Raw genomic sequence first — 17,276 nt, forward strand, 5'->3', positions numbered from 1 at the left:
CTAAATAATGTAAGGCCGTGATGTGATGAGTTTTAAGCGAACACCCAATCATCAAAAATACGTAAATAAAAAAAGAATCATTCAATGCATCCAAGAATGTTCATCTATTTCAAGGGCTGAAATCGCTGTTAAGCTTCAGCTTAGTAAACCGACAGTTTCTCTTGTTGTAGATGAACTTATACAGGAGAAATGGGTATTTGAGAAAGGAATAGGAGAGTCCTCTTCTCAAGGCGGGAGGCGGCCAATCCAGCTCTTTTTCAATGAACGAGCGGCATATATCATAGGAACCGATATTGGCGGAACAAAAGTGAAAATCGTTTTATGTGATTTAAGTGGCAACATCCTTGCTGATACTAGTTTTTCAACAAATATTTATCTGCAATCAGGTCTTCTTAAACAAATGGCTATTGAAACAGATCGGTTACTTGCAAAGAATCAGATCGCGAAAGATAGGATTTTAGGGATGGGAGTTGGGATTCCTGGTATTACACAAACAGCAAGTGGACTAGTAATTGAGGCACCGAGTTTAGGGTGGATTCAGTATCCATTTATAGCCGAAGCGAAACGGTATTTCGATTTCCCTATCTTTGTCGACAATGATGTGAATGCTGCTGCGCTAGGTGAACAGTGGCTAGGGAACGCACAGAATAAGCGAAATGTACTGTTTATTGCAGTTGGCACAGGGATAGGAAGCGGCATTATCTTGAATAACCAGTTATACAGAGGGGCTTCGAGTGCAGCTGGAGAGATGGGATATATGGTAACTAATAAAGAGGATATGAAGCGTGAATTTAAGCCGATTTTCCACAGATATGGCTATTTAGAAAGTGTTGCAGGAGGAAAGTCCATTGGTGCTCATTTTACTAGAGCAGTTCTTAAGGATCCTCATCATTCCTTTTTTGAACGGGCCCAGTCTTCTGAACTATCAGGTGAAGATGCTTTTTTGTTCGCAAAAAAAGGAGATTCGACAGCTATAGCTGTCATTAATGACGCCATCGAACATTTAGCCTACGGAATTGTCAATGCAGCCTGCTTGCTAAATCCAGAGGTCATTATTTTAGGAGGTGGTGTATTAAATTCATCTGAATACATTTTACCTAGAATTCGGGAGATTGTTGATCGATATCTTCCAAGTTTAGTAGAAATGAAAACTTCACAACTGGGAGAAAACGCAGGAGTTTTGGGAGCGGTTTCCCTATTTTTAAGAGAACATGATAGCATTTTGAATTTTCATAATGAGGGGGATTATTAATGAATAATAAGAAAAAGTCGTTTGTTTCAGTGCTAACCTTATCGGCAGCTTTATTGATTTCTGGATGTAGCAGTACAGATACAAAAACGAATTCGAATGCAGGCGGTGCCAAAGAAGAAAAAAGTGAATTAGAAGATAAGATTGTAGTTTATTCACCGCATGGAAAAGATATTTTATCAAAATTCGAGACTCAGTTTGAAGAAAAATATAGCATTGATGTTGAGTGGCTTGACATGGGGTCTCAGGAAATCCTTGATCGTGTTCGATCAGAGAAAACTAATCCGCAGGCAGATGTTTGGTGGGGAGCACCTTCCACGAACTTTAACCAAGCAAAGGATGATGGACTGCTAGCTGCTTACCAACCTACCTATTCTGATAGTCTTGATGAAGGGTTCCACGATCCAGAATGGTATTGGACGGGAACGAGCCAGACTCCAGAAGTCATCATGTATAACAGCAAGGAACTATCAAAAGACGAAGTACCAAAAGATTGGGATGAGCTGCTTGACCCGAAATGGAAAGATGAAATTATCATTCGCTATCCGCTAGCATCTGGAACGATGAGGACGATTTTTTCTTCGATGATTTATCGCACGTATAAGGATACAAATGATCCTCAAGAGGGCTATGATTGGTTAACGAAGCTCGACCAAAATACAAAAGAATATTCAGCCAACCCGGAAATGATGTATAACAAAGTAGCCAAAGGAGAGGGTTCACTATCTGTTTGGGCAATGCCGGACGTTGTCATGCTGAAAGAAAATAAAAACTATCCGTTTGAGTTTGTTATTCCAGAAAGCGGAACACCGGTGTTGACAGAGGGAATTGCCATTGTTGAAGGTGCCAAGCATCCAAAAGCAGCTGAAGCGTTTTATGAGTTTGTGAACTCACCAGAAGCTGCGAAAATTTTAGCTGAGGAATTTTACCGGATTCCGACAAGAAGTGATGTGACGGATTTACCTGAATGGATCACGGAAACAGATATTAAAACGATGGATATTGATTGGGATGTTTTCCAAGAAAAAGGTGACGAGTGGATGAAATATTGGGACGAAAATATTAAAAGTGGAGATAAAGAAATAAAAGAATAAGGAAGTGTCGTTGGGATGGCGTCAATAAAAATAGAGAATGTCCAAAAAGCCTTCGGAAAAACGATAGCTATCGATCATTTAAATCTGGAAATCAAAGACGGTGAGTTTTTTACCTTTTTAGGTCCAAGTGGCTGCGGTAAAACGACAACCCTTCGGATGATTGCTGGGTTTTATTATCCAACAAAGGGTGTCGTCCGATTTGGCGACAAAGATATGACGCGAGTCCCTCCGGAGAAAAGAAATACTGGCATGGTTTTTCAAAACTATGCCCTTTTTCCTCACATGACAGTTTTTGAAAATGTAGCCTTTGGATTGCGCGTGAGAAAAGTTTCTTCAAGCGATTTAAAGGGGAAAGTGCTGGATGCACTTCGCAAAGTCAGGCTGGAGAAATACTCGGATCGTCAAGTGAGCCAGTTAAGCGGAGGACAGCAGCAGCGTGTAGCCCTTGCGAGAGCACTTGTTATAGAACCGGAAATATTACTGTTGGATGAACCATTAAGTAATTTGGATGCCAAGCTTCGTGATGAAATGAGAGCAGAAATCTTAAGGCTGCAGCGTGATTATAAGATTACCACCATTTATGTCACACATGATCAGGCAGAGGCATTATCCATGAGTGATCGGATCGCCGTTTTCAATTTTGGGGTATGTCACCAGGTCGGGACTCCAGCAGAAATTTATAATCAGCCCGCTAATGATTTCGTGGCGAGTTTTATTGGTGAGATTAATCTATTGTCCGTTCAAGTGAAGAACGTTCAACAAGAGAATATAGTGGTTACCCTAGAAAACGGTGAAGAACCGGTAAAATTAATTGTACATAATCACACTAATGAAGGAGAGTTAATTCAACAGAATGAAAAGAACCTTGCAGTTTCGATTCGTCCTGAAGCAATCCGTATTCTTGATACGGTCGAAAAAGGAACAAATATCTTAAAAGGAAAAATCGAATCTGTCCAATTCTTTGGATCTGTTGTGAATGTGATGGTGGATGTTCATAACGTGTTACTGAGGGTGGACGTGTTAAACACGCATGAATTCGGATACTTTTATCAAGGGAAGGAAGTGTATGTACAACTTCCGGAGAAACAACTGCGCCTCATCCCGGTCATAAGCGGTGATGCTCCATGATTAAAAATCGTGATACAAGGTTGACGATTTGGCTTCTTATACCAGTTGTATTAGTGCTCGTTGCATATGTTCTTTATCCATCATTGAGAACCTTTTTCGAAAGTTTGCAAAAAGACGGATCGATATCTTTCGGAAATTATCAGGATTTCTTCGTGCAGGAATCGAAAACGAACTTAGAAGCTCTATGGAACTCTGTTTATATATCAATTTTAAGTGTATTGGCTAGTGCCTTGATTGGTATTCCGCTTGCGATTATTTTTAACCGTTACGATTTTCCAGGCAGAAGCTTCTTTTCAACTGCAGCGATTTTGCCGATTGTTCTTCCATCATTGGTAGGGGTTATGGCCTTTATGTTTTTATATGGAGAATCAGGATTAATTCCAAATGCTATTAAGGATTTGTTTGGTCTTGATAAAGTTCCTTTTAAAATTGGCGGGGTTTCGGGAATCCTGATCGTGCATGCCTATACGATGTATGTATATTTTTATATGACCGTATCCGCTGCGATCAATAAAATTGATCCGTCTCTAGAAGAAGCTGCTTTTAACTTAGGAGCGAATAAATTCAAGGTATTTTGGAAGGTGACATTTCCATTATTAACACCTGCCATCGTTGCCGCTTCTTTACTTGTATTCATGATTTCAATGGCTTCATTCAGTGCCCCGTTTTTATTAGCTGGTGGGTACCGAGTGTTGAGCTTGCAAATATATTTTTCGAAAATTAATGGTGATATGGAAATTGCTGCTACTCAATCTGTAATACTTTCCATTGTTTCGATTTCATTTCTATTATTTATGCGTTGGTATCAGAATAGGAAAGATTACCGCATGGCTTCGAAAGGAATCGGGGCACACAGGAGTGAAGTGAAAAATCCGCTTATGAAGTGGGTGATGGTGGTAACTGGTATCATCGGCGTACTTATTCTGCTTTTACCGCACTTTACGATTCTATTGCTTTCACTTGTGCCGGATGGAACCTGGACGTTTCAAACGTATCCAACAGTATTTAATGTGGAAAATTACCGGCTTTTGTTTGAAGACCCTAATATTTTTAAACCGTTACGAAATAGTTTACTAATGGCTGTTATTGCCACACTAGCAAATTTGGTATTTGGGGTCATAGCGTCCTATGTTCTTGTCAAACGGAAATTCATTGGGAAAAGCTTTATTGATATTCTAGTCATGATTCCATGGGCCTTGCCAGCAACGGTTATTGGGATGAACTTGATATTCGCATTTAATGAACCTAGCGTTTTTTCTTTCGGTCAAATATTAGTAGGAACATTTTGGATTTTGCCCCTGGCCTATTTCGTTAGACATATTCCACTTGTTGTCCGCTCAACTAACGCCGTTCTAGAGCAGCTTGATGACTCGATTGAGGAAGCAGCCAGAAACTTGGGGGCAAAGTGGTTTTATACCTTCAGAAAGGTCATTTTACCGATTATTATGCCTGGCGTTTTATCAGGGACATTATTAGCCTTTATCGAGTCTGTAGGAGAATTCCCAACCTCAGTCCTATTGTATACGATTTCTAACAGACCTATATCTATTGAAATTATGAATCAGCTTCGAATGTTCAATATGGGGCAGGCAGCTGCTTATGGGATGATTCAAATCACGCTGATTGTTATTGTTCTCTTTATTTCGAACAAGTTTTTTGGAATCAAAGCAGAAAAAGCCTTATAAATCGGGGGTAAAAAGATGAGTAAGCTGGATGAATTTATCAAAAATGAAGGTAGTGTTTTTCCAGGGAAAACATATGTAGAAGAGCTTCTAATGCCCGTTTTTAATGATCAAAGAGATTACTTATTTCATGTGATGTTCGATATTCATCGAGCCCATGTGATCATGCTTTCAGAACAAAAGATTATTAAAGAAGAAGAAGCAAAAATTATGCTGGATGGGATTCGGAAAGTGGCTCAAACAGATCTAACCCTCCTGACCTATCAACCTCAATTCGAAGACTTATTTTTCATGATGGAGGCAAAGATTGGCGAAGAAATCGGTCATGAGCTTGCAGGAAAGATTCATATCGGTCGCAGTCGTAATGATATGGGAGTTGCAATGTATCGGCTTGTTTTGAGAGGCCATCTTCTTCAATTAATTGGCTATGCAGACCAATTGAGTGAGTCATTCTTGGTGCAAGCTGAAAAGCATATAGAAACCTATATTACGGGTTACACGCATACTCAGCCAGCTCAGCCGACTACATTAGGCCACTACTTTCTAGCCATTTATGATGTTCTTCAAAGAGATATTGGAAGGTTATGGGCAGCCTATGAAACGGTGAACCTATCTCCTCTGGGAGCGGCCGCATTAACCACAACTGGTTTTCCAATCAGCCGGAATCGTACCGCTGAATTGCTTGGCTTTGAGGCGGTTGTTGAAAATTCCTATGACTCGATTGGCGGGGCCGATTATTTATTAGAAACTGCAACTGCAATTATGACGTGCATGGTCAATACTGGAAGATGGATTCAAGATTTTTTGCAGCATGTGACAAGAGAGTTTGGTACATTTTATGTGGCAGATCCTTATGTTCAAGTAAGCAGTATCATGCCGCAAAAAAGAAATCCAGTATCAATTGAACATTCCCGATCGATTGCCAGCAGTGCGTATGGTGATGCGCTTGCTGCAGTGAATATGATCCACAATACTCCATTTGGTGATATCGTCGATACGGAAGATGATTTACAGCCGCATTTATATCGAGCATTTTCGAATGCAGGCCGTGTCATGAAACTAATGTATGCAGTCATATCAACCTTGAAAGTAAATGAAGAACATACAAAAAAAATGGCCGCAAAATCTAGTATCACGGTTACTGAATTAGCAGATACTCTATCAAGAGATTACGCGATATCATTTAGGAAAGCTCATTCCATAGCTAGTCATATTGCAAAACGGTCGATAAGTGAAGGGAAAGAGTTATATGACTGGGACACACAAGACATTAACAAGATTATTAATGAATTCGTTTCAGTGAATATAGCAGAAGACGAATGGAAAAAAATCATCTCTCCCGAATATTTTGTGGAGATTAGAAGCATTCAAGGTGGACCTAGTCCGAAAGAAGTTTCGAGGATGATTGTGAATAGAAAACAAAAACTAGAACAACAGGTGCAGGAATATAAGGAAATTGTTAAAGCTTTGAATGATAGAAGGAAAGCTTTAGTGGAATATTGAGGTTGCAGTTTTGGAAAATCCCGTAAGCAGAACTAGTGTCAAAGTCAGCATAATGATTAAAGACCCGGGAGGAAGTTGCCTGGGTTTTTTAGGTTCATTCCATTTTATTTAAATGTCATCTAACTATTTACAGGGCTAGGGCTCTGATAATTGAATGTGTAGAACGAGTGTTCTAAAATAAAAGAAAAGAACGAGAGTGAGGTGTATCGAATGGCTTTGTAAGAGAATATAGTAAAATGACTAGAAAGCTTTAAAATGGAGGATTAGAACAGATGGATGAGAAAAATCGAGACTTATTAGAAGCTGATCTCAGCGGTCAAAATTCCTGGGCTTCCTCTGAAACAATTCATAGTGACCTTCTTGCAACTAAGGAACTTGTCTTTAGTCCATGCAGGTTTGAGTTCTCTCAACCACTAATAGAAGCACAAAACGCTGAATATGGAGCCTATATATTCAAGTTGAATACTCTTACGGTTAGATTTCGTGTGGCAAAAATCATGCCTACAAAGGTAGGACAATTTGTGACTTTATGGGAGAGAATTGGGGATGGAGTGATTCAACCATATGACGTATCAGAGCCAGTTGATTTGTTTGTTATTAGTACTCGCAAAGGTAATCACTTTGGTCAGTTTGTATTTCCAAAAGCTGTTTTATGTGATCAGAATATAGTATCTAATAAAGGTAAAGGTGGTAAAAGAGCAATACGCGTTTACCCACCTTGGGACAAGCCTACTAGCCGTCAGGCACAAAAAACTCAGATATGGCAGCTAAAATATTTCATAGAGATACCTATAAATACACCAATAGACTGTGTTCGTGTTCAAATGCTTTACAGTCCAATTCACGCAAGTCAATTAGAAAAATAATTATGATCTCTATGAATTTGGGAATATGTACAATTGAGTCGTAATAATTTGATGAATTTTCAACATTATCGTTTAACATAGTAAAGAATAAAAGAATCTGCTGATTGCCAAGGCTCTTGCTGTCTTTCATTACACATGTATTAAGAGAAAAATAGACGGTTTAAGGGAGAAAAACGCCGAAAAAAGAAGTGTGTATCCTTTATGGGGTATGAGATACATAACAATCGAAAGGCTCAGTCTTTTGACTGAGCCTTTCGATTGTATAATTGACGGTGCACTTTTAATCCCCAAAAAACCACCGTCAAAGAAGTACTTCATATATCTTTAACAGATTTAGATTATTTTGCGGAATCTAACTGAACCGAGAGCTTTCTGAAAGCGAGACTTACAGTAATCATAACAAAGAAATTGACCGCCAAGGCAATGATTCCAACATTCAAATCCTTCGCTGCCTGTGGTAAGGATGGAAACATGGTACCTATGGTTGAATGACTAAGTGTAATGTAGGTTACGATGGCCAATCCGCAGATGATCCCGGCGATCGCTCCATATTTGTTGATGGTATTAGTCTTTTTCAGGCTAAAGAGAAGAGACGGAAATAACTGTGTGATAAGACTGTATCCCATGAGAATTAATGCTGACATCGTTTCGCCGCCGTTTAAGGTAAAGTAGACTGCTATTAATGCAATAACAGGAACGAGGAACTTTGCTAATCTTACAACGTTCCGATCGGATACTGTAGGTGCAAATTCCTTATAGACGTTTTTCGCGAGCAGTGTAGCCACACTCATTAAAAGCATGGATCCTGGTACTAATGCGGTCAGCATTCCAGCTCCGCCGATTATGCCTATAAACCATGGATCAAAGGTCTCAATAGAAAGGCGCAGCAATGAGAGGTCTGCATCTGCCCCAACGAGTCCAGGCACTTTCAATATAGCAGTAAATCCTACAAAAAAGACAAATAACAACATGAGCGTATATAAGGGACTGATTATAGCATTTTTACGAAATACTTTCCCGCTGCGCGCCGAATAGACAGCGCTGAAAACTTGGGGCCACATGTAAAAACCAAATACAAGCAATATTACCGTGGAGATAAACCATGAAACACTAAGCCCCTGTTCAGGAAGCTTTAGAAAACCAGGCTTGGCTGCATTTACGGCCTCAAACATTGGTTGAAAACCACCAAAGTAATGAATAGGAAGATATATTCCTAAGAATCCTATAATCACGATCATCATGATATCTTTAATGACTGCTGTCCAAACTGAGCCGTGTATTCCAGAAATCATAACATAAATGGTAAGGCTGATTGCTCCCATCCAGACTGCGGTAGACATTGAAATTGCTCCATAAGATGCTTCTGAAACAATAATCCCTAATCCTTTAAGTTGCACGACAATCACTGGAATCATAGATACCACACCGACAAGTGCTGCCAGAATTCCTAAACTTGGGCTCTTATACTTGCTTACAAAGAAATCAGATTGAGACATTAGACTATTTTCTTTGGCATATTTCCATATTTCCGGAAGAAGCCAATATGACAATACATAAGACAAAGTAATGTAAATAAGGACGTATAAAGCGGGTGCACCCTTACCATAAGCCCAGCCGCTGCCACCAAGAAAGGAAAACGTCGTATAAATTTCTCCAGCCATCAATAGAAAGACGAATATAGCACCAAAACCACGGCCTCCAACTGTCCATTGTTCCAAATTCATGTCTTTTCCTTTTGAAGATCGAATACCTAAAAAGATTGATAAAAGTAAAAATCCTAAAATAATTAAGAGGGAAATATTCATTCCTGGTCACCTTCCCGATTTCTGGGGTCCAACTTATACATGATGCCCAAAATAACGGATGTAAGGACCACCCACATAGCCATCCAAAACATATTAAAAGGCATCCCTAATACGTAAGGTTCTATTCTGTTTACAAACGGAAGAAATCCTAATATGCCTATAAAAGGAACTAGAGTAAGTATATATATAATCTTCATTAATCCAACCCCTCCATTCTAAGTGAAAAGTCATTTATATCGACTTACAGTACCTTACACTATTTTAATATAAAATTTACTGTGGCTGCATTATATATTTTAGTAGCACTTCTCTGTGTTAGCAAAATAAATTGAAAAAAAGGAAGGGAGTGTCCCTTCCTTTTAATTCCTGCGACCATGAAAAATAGCTACTTCTTTTTCTGATAGTTATAGAGTACGAGTAGAAGAATGAACCAGATTGGCGTCATTAACAGTGAAAGTCGTGTAGCTTCAGCGAATAGCATAACGATTAGGATGAACAGAAATAATCCTAAAATAACGTAATTGATAAAGGGTGTAAAAGGAGCTTTGAATGTAGATTGCGCTCTCAAGTCCGGACGTTTTTTCGTATATTTGATATGTGAAATCAGGATGATGCTCCAAACCCAAATAAAACAGATGGCACTGATTGTAGTTACTATTGTAAAGGCCTGTTCAGGTATCATTTTGCTTAGCAATGCCCCTAGGGAGACGACGATTGCCGATGTAACCAAGGCATTACTTGGAACAGCATGTTTATTTAATTTTGCTAATTTTGCAGGAGCATCGTTATTATTGCTTAATGTATAAAGCATACGGCTTGTTGAAAATAAACCGCTGTTGCCGGCAGATGCAGCGGATGTCAGGACAACAAAATTGATAATCCCTGCAGCGATTGGAATGCCGATTAGTGTAAAGACTTCTACGAATGGACTGCTTGATGCATCCAGCTGTGTCCAAGGATTGACGCATAGAATGACGAGTATGGCACCTACATAGAAAAGTAAAATTCGGACCGGGATTTTATTGATGGCTGATGGTATATTTTTTTTCGGGTTAGCTGTTTCTGCTGCAGAAACACCAATTAATTCGACCCCTACAAAGGAGAAGACAACCAATTGTAAAGATAGCAGGAAGCCGGATACGCCGTTCGGAAACATGCCTCCGTGGCTCCAAAGGTTGGTAAGTGAAACGGTGCCAGTATTGGTTTTGAAGCCAATGACTAACAGGATGATGCCTACAATAATTAAGGCAACAATCGTGATGACTTTAATGAGCGCGAACCAGAATTCAAGTTCTCCAAACAATTTAACCGTCAATAGATTCAACCCTAACAGAATGACCAGGCAAGCAAGAGCTGGTATCCATTGAGGGATATTGAACCAATATTGCATATAGACACCAACCGCGATGATATCGGCCATGGCTGTCATGATCCAACAGAACCAATAGGTCCATCCGGTCACAAATCCAGCCCACGGCCCGATATATTCGGTAGCGAATTCGGTGAATGACGTATAACCGGCGTTGGATAAAAGTAATTCCCCTAAAGCCCTCATAACAAAAAATAAGGCAATCCCTATAATAAGATAGGAAAAGATAATGGAGGGGCCTGCCAATTGGATGGCTTTACCGGATCCAAGAAATAAACCGGTACCAATTGTTCCTCCTATTGCAATTAATTGTACATGGCGATTTTTTAAATCTCTTTTCAATTCCTGTTTAGCCAATTTGAGCATCTCCCGTTGTTTATGATCTTAGTCGTGTGGAGCGTGATTCTACATTCCGTGTAGCTCGTTGTTTTCACCTCGCTTATGCCATTGAATGGCAATATCTTGGATTTTGGACAATAAAAAAAGAGATTGGATACTACCAATCTCGTCAGGTTTAAGAATAACAATTCATCATTCGTTACTCTTCTGTCCTTTTGCCTGAGATTGTGAATCCTTCGGCGCTGTACTATGTACAGTCTCTCCAGAAGCTGCTCCTGCTATAGTGTGATCCATAGCATTCAACGCTTGCTAGTATGCGGTTGTAATAAATGTCCGTTTGTAGAAGAAATGAATCTTCCTTCGGTCATTTGTCATTATACTTAAATAACGTCAATATAATATTGGAATTCTATCATTGTTTATTCTATAGGTCAATATGGAAATTGGAAAGTTAGCGGGTAATGTAGTTGATGTATATCAACATTCTATAAAAGTAGTGATTTGAAAAGCCATAGTTACTGGAGCGATGGATAACGGGGCCCGCTTTAAAATCAATACAAAAAACAACAACAAATTTTGTGGTTATCGTTCCGCAGAAGAGTAGACTTCGTTAAAGACTTAATTTGCTTTTTAGTGAAATACATGAACCAAAAGGAAGCTGTAAGGAAGTTACAAACCCCTCGTGTCATTATTGATATTTCACAATATTGTAGCTTTTCTAGGTGGTTTTTTTCTAAACAATTCATACCATAGAACTGGCATTTTAATCGCGACTGTTTTCCGAATAGTGTGATAATATTTAGGTAAAAAGGTGAAAGGGATTAGAGATGCTATGGCGATAAAGACAGTATCAATTGTTGGATTAGGAGCACTGGGCATTTTATATGGACATCATTTATCAAAGGAAATGCCGAAGAAGAATGTGAGGATTATTGCGGATACAGCTAGAATAAAGAGATATGTCCAGGATGGGGTTTATTGCAATGGTGAGCGTTGTGACTTTCATTATGTAACGCCTGAAGAAATATGCGAGCCTGCAGATTTGATGATTTTTACTGTTAAATTTAGTGGATTGGAAGATGCTATCGAAGCGGTGAAGAATCAAATTGGAAAACAGACGATTATTATTTCTGCTTTGAATGGAATCACAAGTGAAGCGATTATTGGTGAGGCGTATGGAAAGGATAAAGTCTTATATTGTGTTGCGCAAGGTATGGATGCTGTTAAAGAAGAAAATAAGTTGACATACGACCATATGGGCATGCTCTGCTTTGGTGAGCGGGAACCTGGTTTGGTTTCAGAAAAGGTTCAGCTGGTGGCAGATTTTTTTGAAAAAGTGAATGTCCCATATGAGATAGATACGGATATGTATAAGCGGCAATGGGGGAAATTTATGCTGAATGTTGGTGTTAATCAAACTGTTGCTGTCTATAAAAGAAATTATGGTGAAATTCAACGAAAGGGTCATGCAAGAGAAATGATGATTTCTGCCATGAGAGAGGTTATCGTTCTGTCAGAGAAAGAAGGAATTCATTTAACGGAAAGAGATCTGGATTATTGGTTAAGTGTATTGGATGCATTAAGCCCAGAAGGAAAGCCATCCATGGCTCAAGATATCGAAGCTCGACGTTACAGTGAGGTTGAGTTATTTGCAGGTACGATATTAAAATTAGGTGAGAAATACGGTGTGCCTACACTTGTAAACAAAGAGTTATATGATCGGATTAAACTTCTTGAAAGTCAATATATTTGCAACTAAAGTTTGACTTTTTTCTATAATAACTCCCTTACCTTTCTCTAGAAAAAGGCCATTTGAACTGAGCTCAGTCTTTAAAGACTGGGTTTTCTTTGGTTGTGTTAAATTCCCTACTTTATCTTATTAGGCTCATGTTATTTTATTGATTTCTTAAAATACTAATATATCTAATATCACTTTTAGTGATTGAATTTTTTTATACTGGTTAGTGTTTCCTCTAGAAATACATTTGTTTTTTTACAGAATATTTATTATTATAAGATAAGATTATAAATTATTCGATATGATAAAGAATTGGAACTTTTCAAATCTAATCATAAGTATGGAAAAAGAATCAACAGTTGTTTTAATCTAAATTGAGAGTTAATTAGGGGCTAGAAAAAGACTTTAATAACCTTGTACGAAGTATAGTCGCTAATATTACATCTGGAGGAATTAAACATGTCAAACAAAGAATTAAAGAGAGGGCTAGAGGCACGTCATATTCAGATGATCGCTTTGGGCGGTACCATTGGTGTTGGGTTATTTATGGGATCAGCAAGTACGATTAAATGGACTGGACCATCTGTAATGCTAGCTTATGCTATCGCTGGTCTTTTTATATTTTTCATCATGCGTTCTATGGGAGAAATGCTTTATTTAGAGCCTACTACGGGTTCGTTTGCAACATTTGCGAGTAACTATATTCATCCTTTAGCAGGTTATATGACTGCATGGAGTAATTGGTTTCAGTGGGTAATCGTCGGAATGTCCGAGATAATTGCCGTTGGAATGTATATGAAGTATTGGTTCCCAGATTTACCCGCATGGATACCAGGTGTGATTGCCATGGTTATCCTAGGGGCTGCAAACCTCATTTCTGTAAAATCTTTCGGGGAATTTGAATTTTGGTTTGCGCTTATTAAAATTATAACGATTGTACTGATGATTATTGCTGGACTAGGTCTTATCTTTTTCGGATTTGGAAATGGCGGTGATGCAATTGGATTATCAAATCTTTGGGCAAATGGCGGCTTCTTCACCGGAGGCTGGACAGGGTTCTTCTTTGCGCTTTCCCTTGTTGTAGCATCCTATCAGGGCGTTGAACTTATCGGTATCACTGCGGGTGAAGCGAAAAATCCAACGAAGACTGTAACAAAAGCTATCCAAAGCATCATTTGGCGTATTTTAATATTCTATATTGGCGCTATTTTTGTCATCGTGACAGTCTTTCCTTGGAACCAACTAGATGACATCGGTAGTCCGTTTGTTTCAACCTTTGCTAAAATAGGTATTACTGCAGCAGCAGGTATTATTAACTTTGTCGTAATCACAGCGGCGATGTCTGGATGTAATAGTGGGATTTTCAGTGCAGGTCGTATGCTTTACACTCTAGCAATGAACGGTCAAGCTCCTAAAATCTTTGCGAAAGTATCTAAAAATGGAGTGCCAGCTTATTGTACGATTGCTGTCCTTTTAGGTTTAGCAATTGGTGTTGTCTTGAACTACCTTGCACCGCCACAACTATTCCTTTATGTTTACAGTGCCAGTGTTCTACCTGGAATGATTCCATGGTTTGTCTTACTTATTAGTGAGCTTAAATTCAGAAAGGTAAGAGCTGCGGAAATGGAAAACCACCCGTTCAAAATGCCTTTTGCCCCTTACAGCAACTATGCAACAATTGCATTTTTACTGATGGTGCTGGTTGGTATGTGGATTAACCCTAGTACTCGAATTTCCCTGATTGTTGGGGTCGTTTTCCTAGCTATAGTCGTAGCAAGTTATTACATTTTAAAAATGGAGAAGCGAGTACCATTAGAGGCTAAGACCGATGATGATATTTCCAGTTAAGAAGCAAGTAAGGATTTAGGGACATCATCTTGTTCAAGGAAACATTAAAATACTAGTAATCTACGTTCATCATTCTAGCTATGCTGAGTGTGTTTCACAGTTAGTTTAAATATAATAGACACTAATTAAAGTTGTGCATAAATTGTGGACAAAGCAAAGAGAGATCTTCATCCCTCAGGCTTTTTCCCCAACTTGTGCATGACTTTTTTTGCGGAAGAAAAGAACACTGGGAGTAAAGGGGGAATAATCCAGTGAAATTGAAAACCGATAAGGTATTTTAGAAATATGGGGGATTTATATCCCATTGTGGTCATGGAACCTCCCCACCGTTATGGTTGATTCTAGCAAATCGGGTATTTTGAACAAAGTTGCTATGATATTATTGCAATAAACCCGAACCTTAAAAGGAATAAAGAAAATCGGGAATACCCATTAATTTGGAACGGTTTATTTTGCACATATAAGCTATTAAAGATTTTTAAATATAATGTTAAAGGGAAATGATTATATTGTTGAAGCATGTAGTTCTAGAAATCGAATGTTTGCTTTTTGAAGCTTAATCCACCTAATTTTTTCAAATTAAAAAGAATATTAATAGTAAATTCCGAAAAAACAATGGAATTATTAATAAAATATAAATGTTTTTCAAGTATTGTGAAATTTAAAAAAATCCTATATACTAAGAAAAAACTATTTTTCTATATGTAACTGGCGCAACATGGAGTACCATGGGGGAGCATATAGAGTATAAGCCGCGCGCCTGGGCAAACACTTGATTTTTTAGATCAAGTGTTTTTTATTTTCCTAGGAAGAGGTGTAGTAGGGATGAGTAATATGCATAGAAAGATGGGGACTTTTGCTTTAACTATGACAGGTATTGGTTCTATTATCGGCTCAGGTTGGTTGTTCGGAGCGTGGAAAGCTGCCCAGATTGCAGGACCAGCAGCTATTTTTTCTTGGATTATCGGTATGGTTGTAATTTTATTTATCGCATTATCTTACGCAGAGCTTGGGGCAATGTTTCCTGAAGCTGGAGGAATGGTTAAGTATCCTCAATATTCGCATGGCTCTTTTATTGGATTTTTAGCTGCGTGGGCAAACTGGATATCTATCGCTTCGACTATTACCGTTGAGGCCATTGCTTCAGTACAGTATATGAGTACGTGGCCTTGGGAATGGGCAAGATGGACTCATTCTTTAGTTGATAACAATATCTTAACGATCAAAGGATTATTCATAGCTTCTTTACTACTATTGTTCTATTTCTTCTTCAACTATTGGACAGTTAACCTTTTTGCTAAGGCAAATTCATTTATTACTATTTTTAAATTAATTGTTCCAGGTGTAATGGCAGGATCGTTATTTTTTGCTGGATTTCATGGTGAAAATTTTACAAGTTCTCAAGGGATCGCACCATATGGTTGGGCAAGCGTTTTAACAGCAGTAGCTACTTCTGGTATCGTGTTTGCGTTTAATGGATTTCAAAGTCCCGTTAATATGGCAGGAGAAGCTAAGTCGCCGAATAAGTCCATACCTATTGCTGTTATTGGGTCTATTCTAATTGCAGGTTTTATATACGTTATATTACAAGTTGTGTTTATCGGTGCAGTTGATCCGTCTATGATCGTGAACGGATGGAGTCATCTGAATTTCAATTCACCTTTTGCTGATTTGGCAATTGCTCTTAGTCTTAACTGGTTAGCGATTGTATTGTATGTAGATGCATTTGTATCACCGTCTGGTACAGGTGCTACTTATACAGCGACAACTTCGCGTATGCTTTATGGAATGCAGAAAAATGGGTACTTACCGAATATCTTTGGTACATTACATCCACTTTATGGTGTTCCTCGTCCAGCGATGTTATTAAACTTAGGAGTATGTTTTATCTTTTTATTTTTATTCCGCGGATGGGGCGTACTTGCTGAAGTGATTTCAGTTGCTACACTTATTTCGTATATCATGGGGCCAGTTGCATTGGCAACATTAAGACGTACAGCTTCTCATTTTAATCGTCCATTTTACTTAAAAGGTGCTTCTATTATTGCACCATGTGGATTTGTTTTTGCATCGCTTACTTTATATTGGGCGCGTTGGCCATTAACAGGTGAAGTCGTTTTCATCATTGCCATTGGACTTCCTATTTACTTTTATTATCAAGCGAAAAATAAATGGAATGGATTCAAAAAACAATTTTTATCAGGTGTTTGGATGCTTCTTTACTTAGGTTGTATGATTTTGATTTCTTATATTGGAAGTGAGAAGTTCGGCGGAAAAAATATTCTTACATTTGGCTGGGATATGGTGGTCATCGCATGTCTAGCACTTGGCTTCTATTGGTGGGGAGTTAAAAGTGGGATTAAAACAGAATACATGGCTGAGGCTGAAAAAATTAACAAAGAATTTTTCAATAAATAACTTTTAGTGTATATGAGTAGAATGAAAACATGGTTACTTTATGACCATGTTTTTTTTGTGCTGGCGATTGGAACGGTATTCCCATAAATGGGCATGGAAAATTTTATAGTTTAAAAAATAGCGTATTTTGCTAGATACAAAACCAATCCATAATCAGTTAAAAGTGAGCTATACAAAACCTTCATCGTAATTATAATGGAAAATGGGGATTCACTCAGTTTGTATCTTGATAAGATT

The 17,276-nt window shown here is 38.4% G+C and carries 12 protein-coding genes and 2 riboswitches; of the genes, 9 read left to right on the plus strand and 3 right to left on the minus strand.

What is annotated here, in order from left to right; genetic code table 11:
- Positions 1–25: 25 nt before the first annotated feature.
- The 6 genes from AC1DUW_RS01755 (at position 26) to AC1DUW_RS01780 (ending at position 7,522) form a co-directional block, all read left to right on the plus strand.
- Positions 26–1,252, plus strand: a complete 1,227-nt coding sequence (locus AC1DUW_RS01755) for an ROK family transcriptional regulator (RefSeq protein ID WP_053344384.1) — start codon at positions 26–28, stop codon at positions 1,250–1,252.
- Complete coding sequence (locus AC1DUW_RS01760) at positions 1,252–2,343, plus strand: extracellular solute-binding protein (RefSeq protein ID WP_053344385.1); 1,092 nt, start codon at positions 1,252–1,254, stop codon at positions 2,341–2,343. Before AC1DUW_RS01755 ends, AC1DUW_RS01760 begins: the two co-directional genes overlap by 1 nt.
- Before the next feature lie 15 nt (positions 2,344–2,358).
- Positions 2,359–3,471 carry an ABC transporter ATP-binding protein gene (locus AC1DUW_RS01765; RefSeq protein WP_053344386.1) on the plus strand — a complete coding sequence of 371 codons (1,113 nt, stop codon included), beginning with the start codon at positions 2,359–2,361 and terminating at the stop codon, positions 3,469–3,471.
- A complete protein-coding gene (locus tag AC1DUW_RS01770; protein ID WP_053344387.1) occupies positions 3,468–5,156 on the plus strand; it encodes an ABC transporter permease in 1,689 nt (562 codons plus the stop codon). Before AC1DUW_RS01765 ends, AC1DUW_RS01770 begins: the two co-directional genes overlap by 4 nt.
- A 15-nt stretch (positions 5,157–5,171) precedes the next feature.
- The gene (argH, locus tag AC1DUW_RS01775) at positions 5,172–6,656 is read left to right on the plus strand and encodes an argininosuccinate lyase (RefSeq protein ID WP_252430248.1); all 1,485 of its coding nucleotides are present in this window, start codon (positions 5,172–5,174) and stop codon (positions 6,654–6,656) included.
- A 272-nt stretch (positions 6,657–6,928) separates the two neighbouring features.
- Complete coding sequence (locus AC1DUW_RS01780; RefSeq protein WP_477641890.1) at positions 6,929–7,522, plus strand: MepB family protein; 594 nt, start codon at positions 6,929–6,931, stop codon at positions 7,520–7,522.
- A 338-nt stretch (positions 7,523–7,860) separates the two neighbouring features.
- Here the strand turns inward: AC1DUW_RS01780 and AC1DUW_RS01785 are convergent, their stop codons facing one another.
- From AC1DUW_RS01785 to AC1DUW_RS01795, 3 genes are all read right to left on the minus strand, one after another.
- Positions 7,861–9,327: a sodium:solute symporter family protein gene (locus AC1DUW_RS01785; RefSeq protein ID WP_053344390.1), complete on the minus strand. Its 1,467-nt coding sequence runs from the start codon at positions 9,325–9,327 to the stop codon at positions 7,861–7,863.
- Positions 9,324–9,524, minus strand: a complete 201-nt coding sequence (locus AC1DUW_RS01790) for a DUF3311 domain-containing protein (RefSeq protein WP_053344391.1) — start codon at positions 9,522–9,524, stop codon at positions 9,324–9,326. Before AC1DUW_RS01790 ends, AC1DUW_RS01785 begins: the two co-directional genes overlap by 4 nt.
- 188 nt (positions 9,525–9,712) lie before the next feature.
- Positions 9,713–11,053, minus strand: coding sequence for an amino acid permease (locus AC1DUW_RS01795; RefSeq protein ID WP_053344392.1), 1,341 nt, complete (start codon positions 11,051–11,053; stop codon positions 9,713–9,715).
- Positions 11,054–11,232: 179 nt separating this feature from the next.
- Positions 11,233–11,311, minus strand: a riboswitch (glycine riboswitch).
- A gap of 556 nt (positions 11,312–11,867) precedes the next feature.
- On the opposite strand from AC1DUW_RS01795, the gene AC1DUW_RS01800 reads away from it, so the two are divergent.
- From AC1DUW_RS01800 to AC1DUW_RS01810, 3 genes are all read left to right on the plus strand, one after another.
- Positions 11,868–12,794: a ketopantoate reductase family protein gene (locus tag AC1DUW_RS01800; RefSeq protein WP_477641924.1), complete on the plus strand. Its 927-nt coding sequence runs from the start codon at positions 11,868–11,870 to the stop codon at positions 12,792–12,794.
- Between the two features lie 438 nt (positions 12,795–13,232).
- Positions 13,233–14,621 carry an amino acid permease gene (locus AC1DUW_RS01805; RefSeq protein ID WP_116821393.1) on the plus strand — a complete coding sequence of 463 codons (1,389 nt, stop codon included), beginning with the start codon at positions 13,233–13,235 and terminating at the stop codon, positions 14,619–14,621.
- A gap of 694 nt (positions 14,622–15,315) precedes the next feature.
- A riboswitch (ZMP/ZTP riboswitch) is annotated at positions 15,316–15,394 on the plus strand.
- Between the two features lie 52 nt (positions 15,395–15,446).
- On the plus strand, positions 15,447–17,039 hold the full coding sequence (locus tag AC1DUW_RS01810; RefSeq protein WP_477641891.1) for an APC family permease: 1,593 nt from the start codon (positions 15,447–15,449) through the stop codon (positions 17,037–17,039).
- The last annotated feature ends 237 nt before the right edge of the window (positions 17,040–17,276 follow it).

Source organism: Peribacillus sp. P4_C12 (assembly GCF_056402095.1).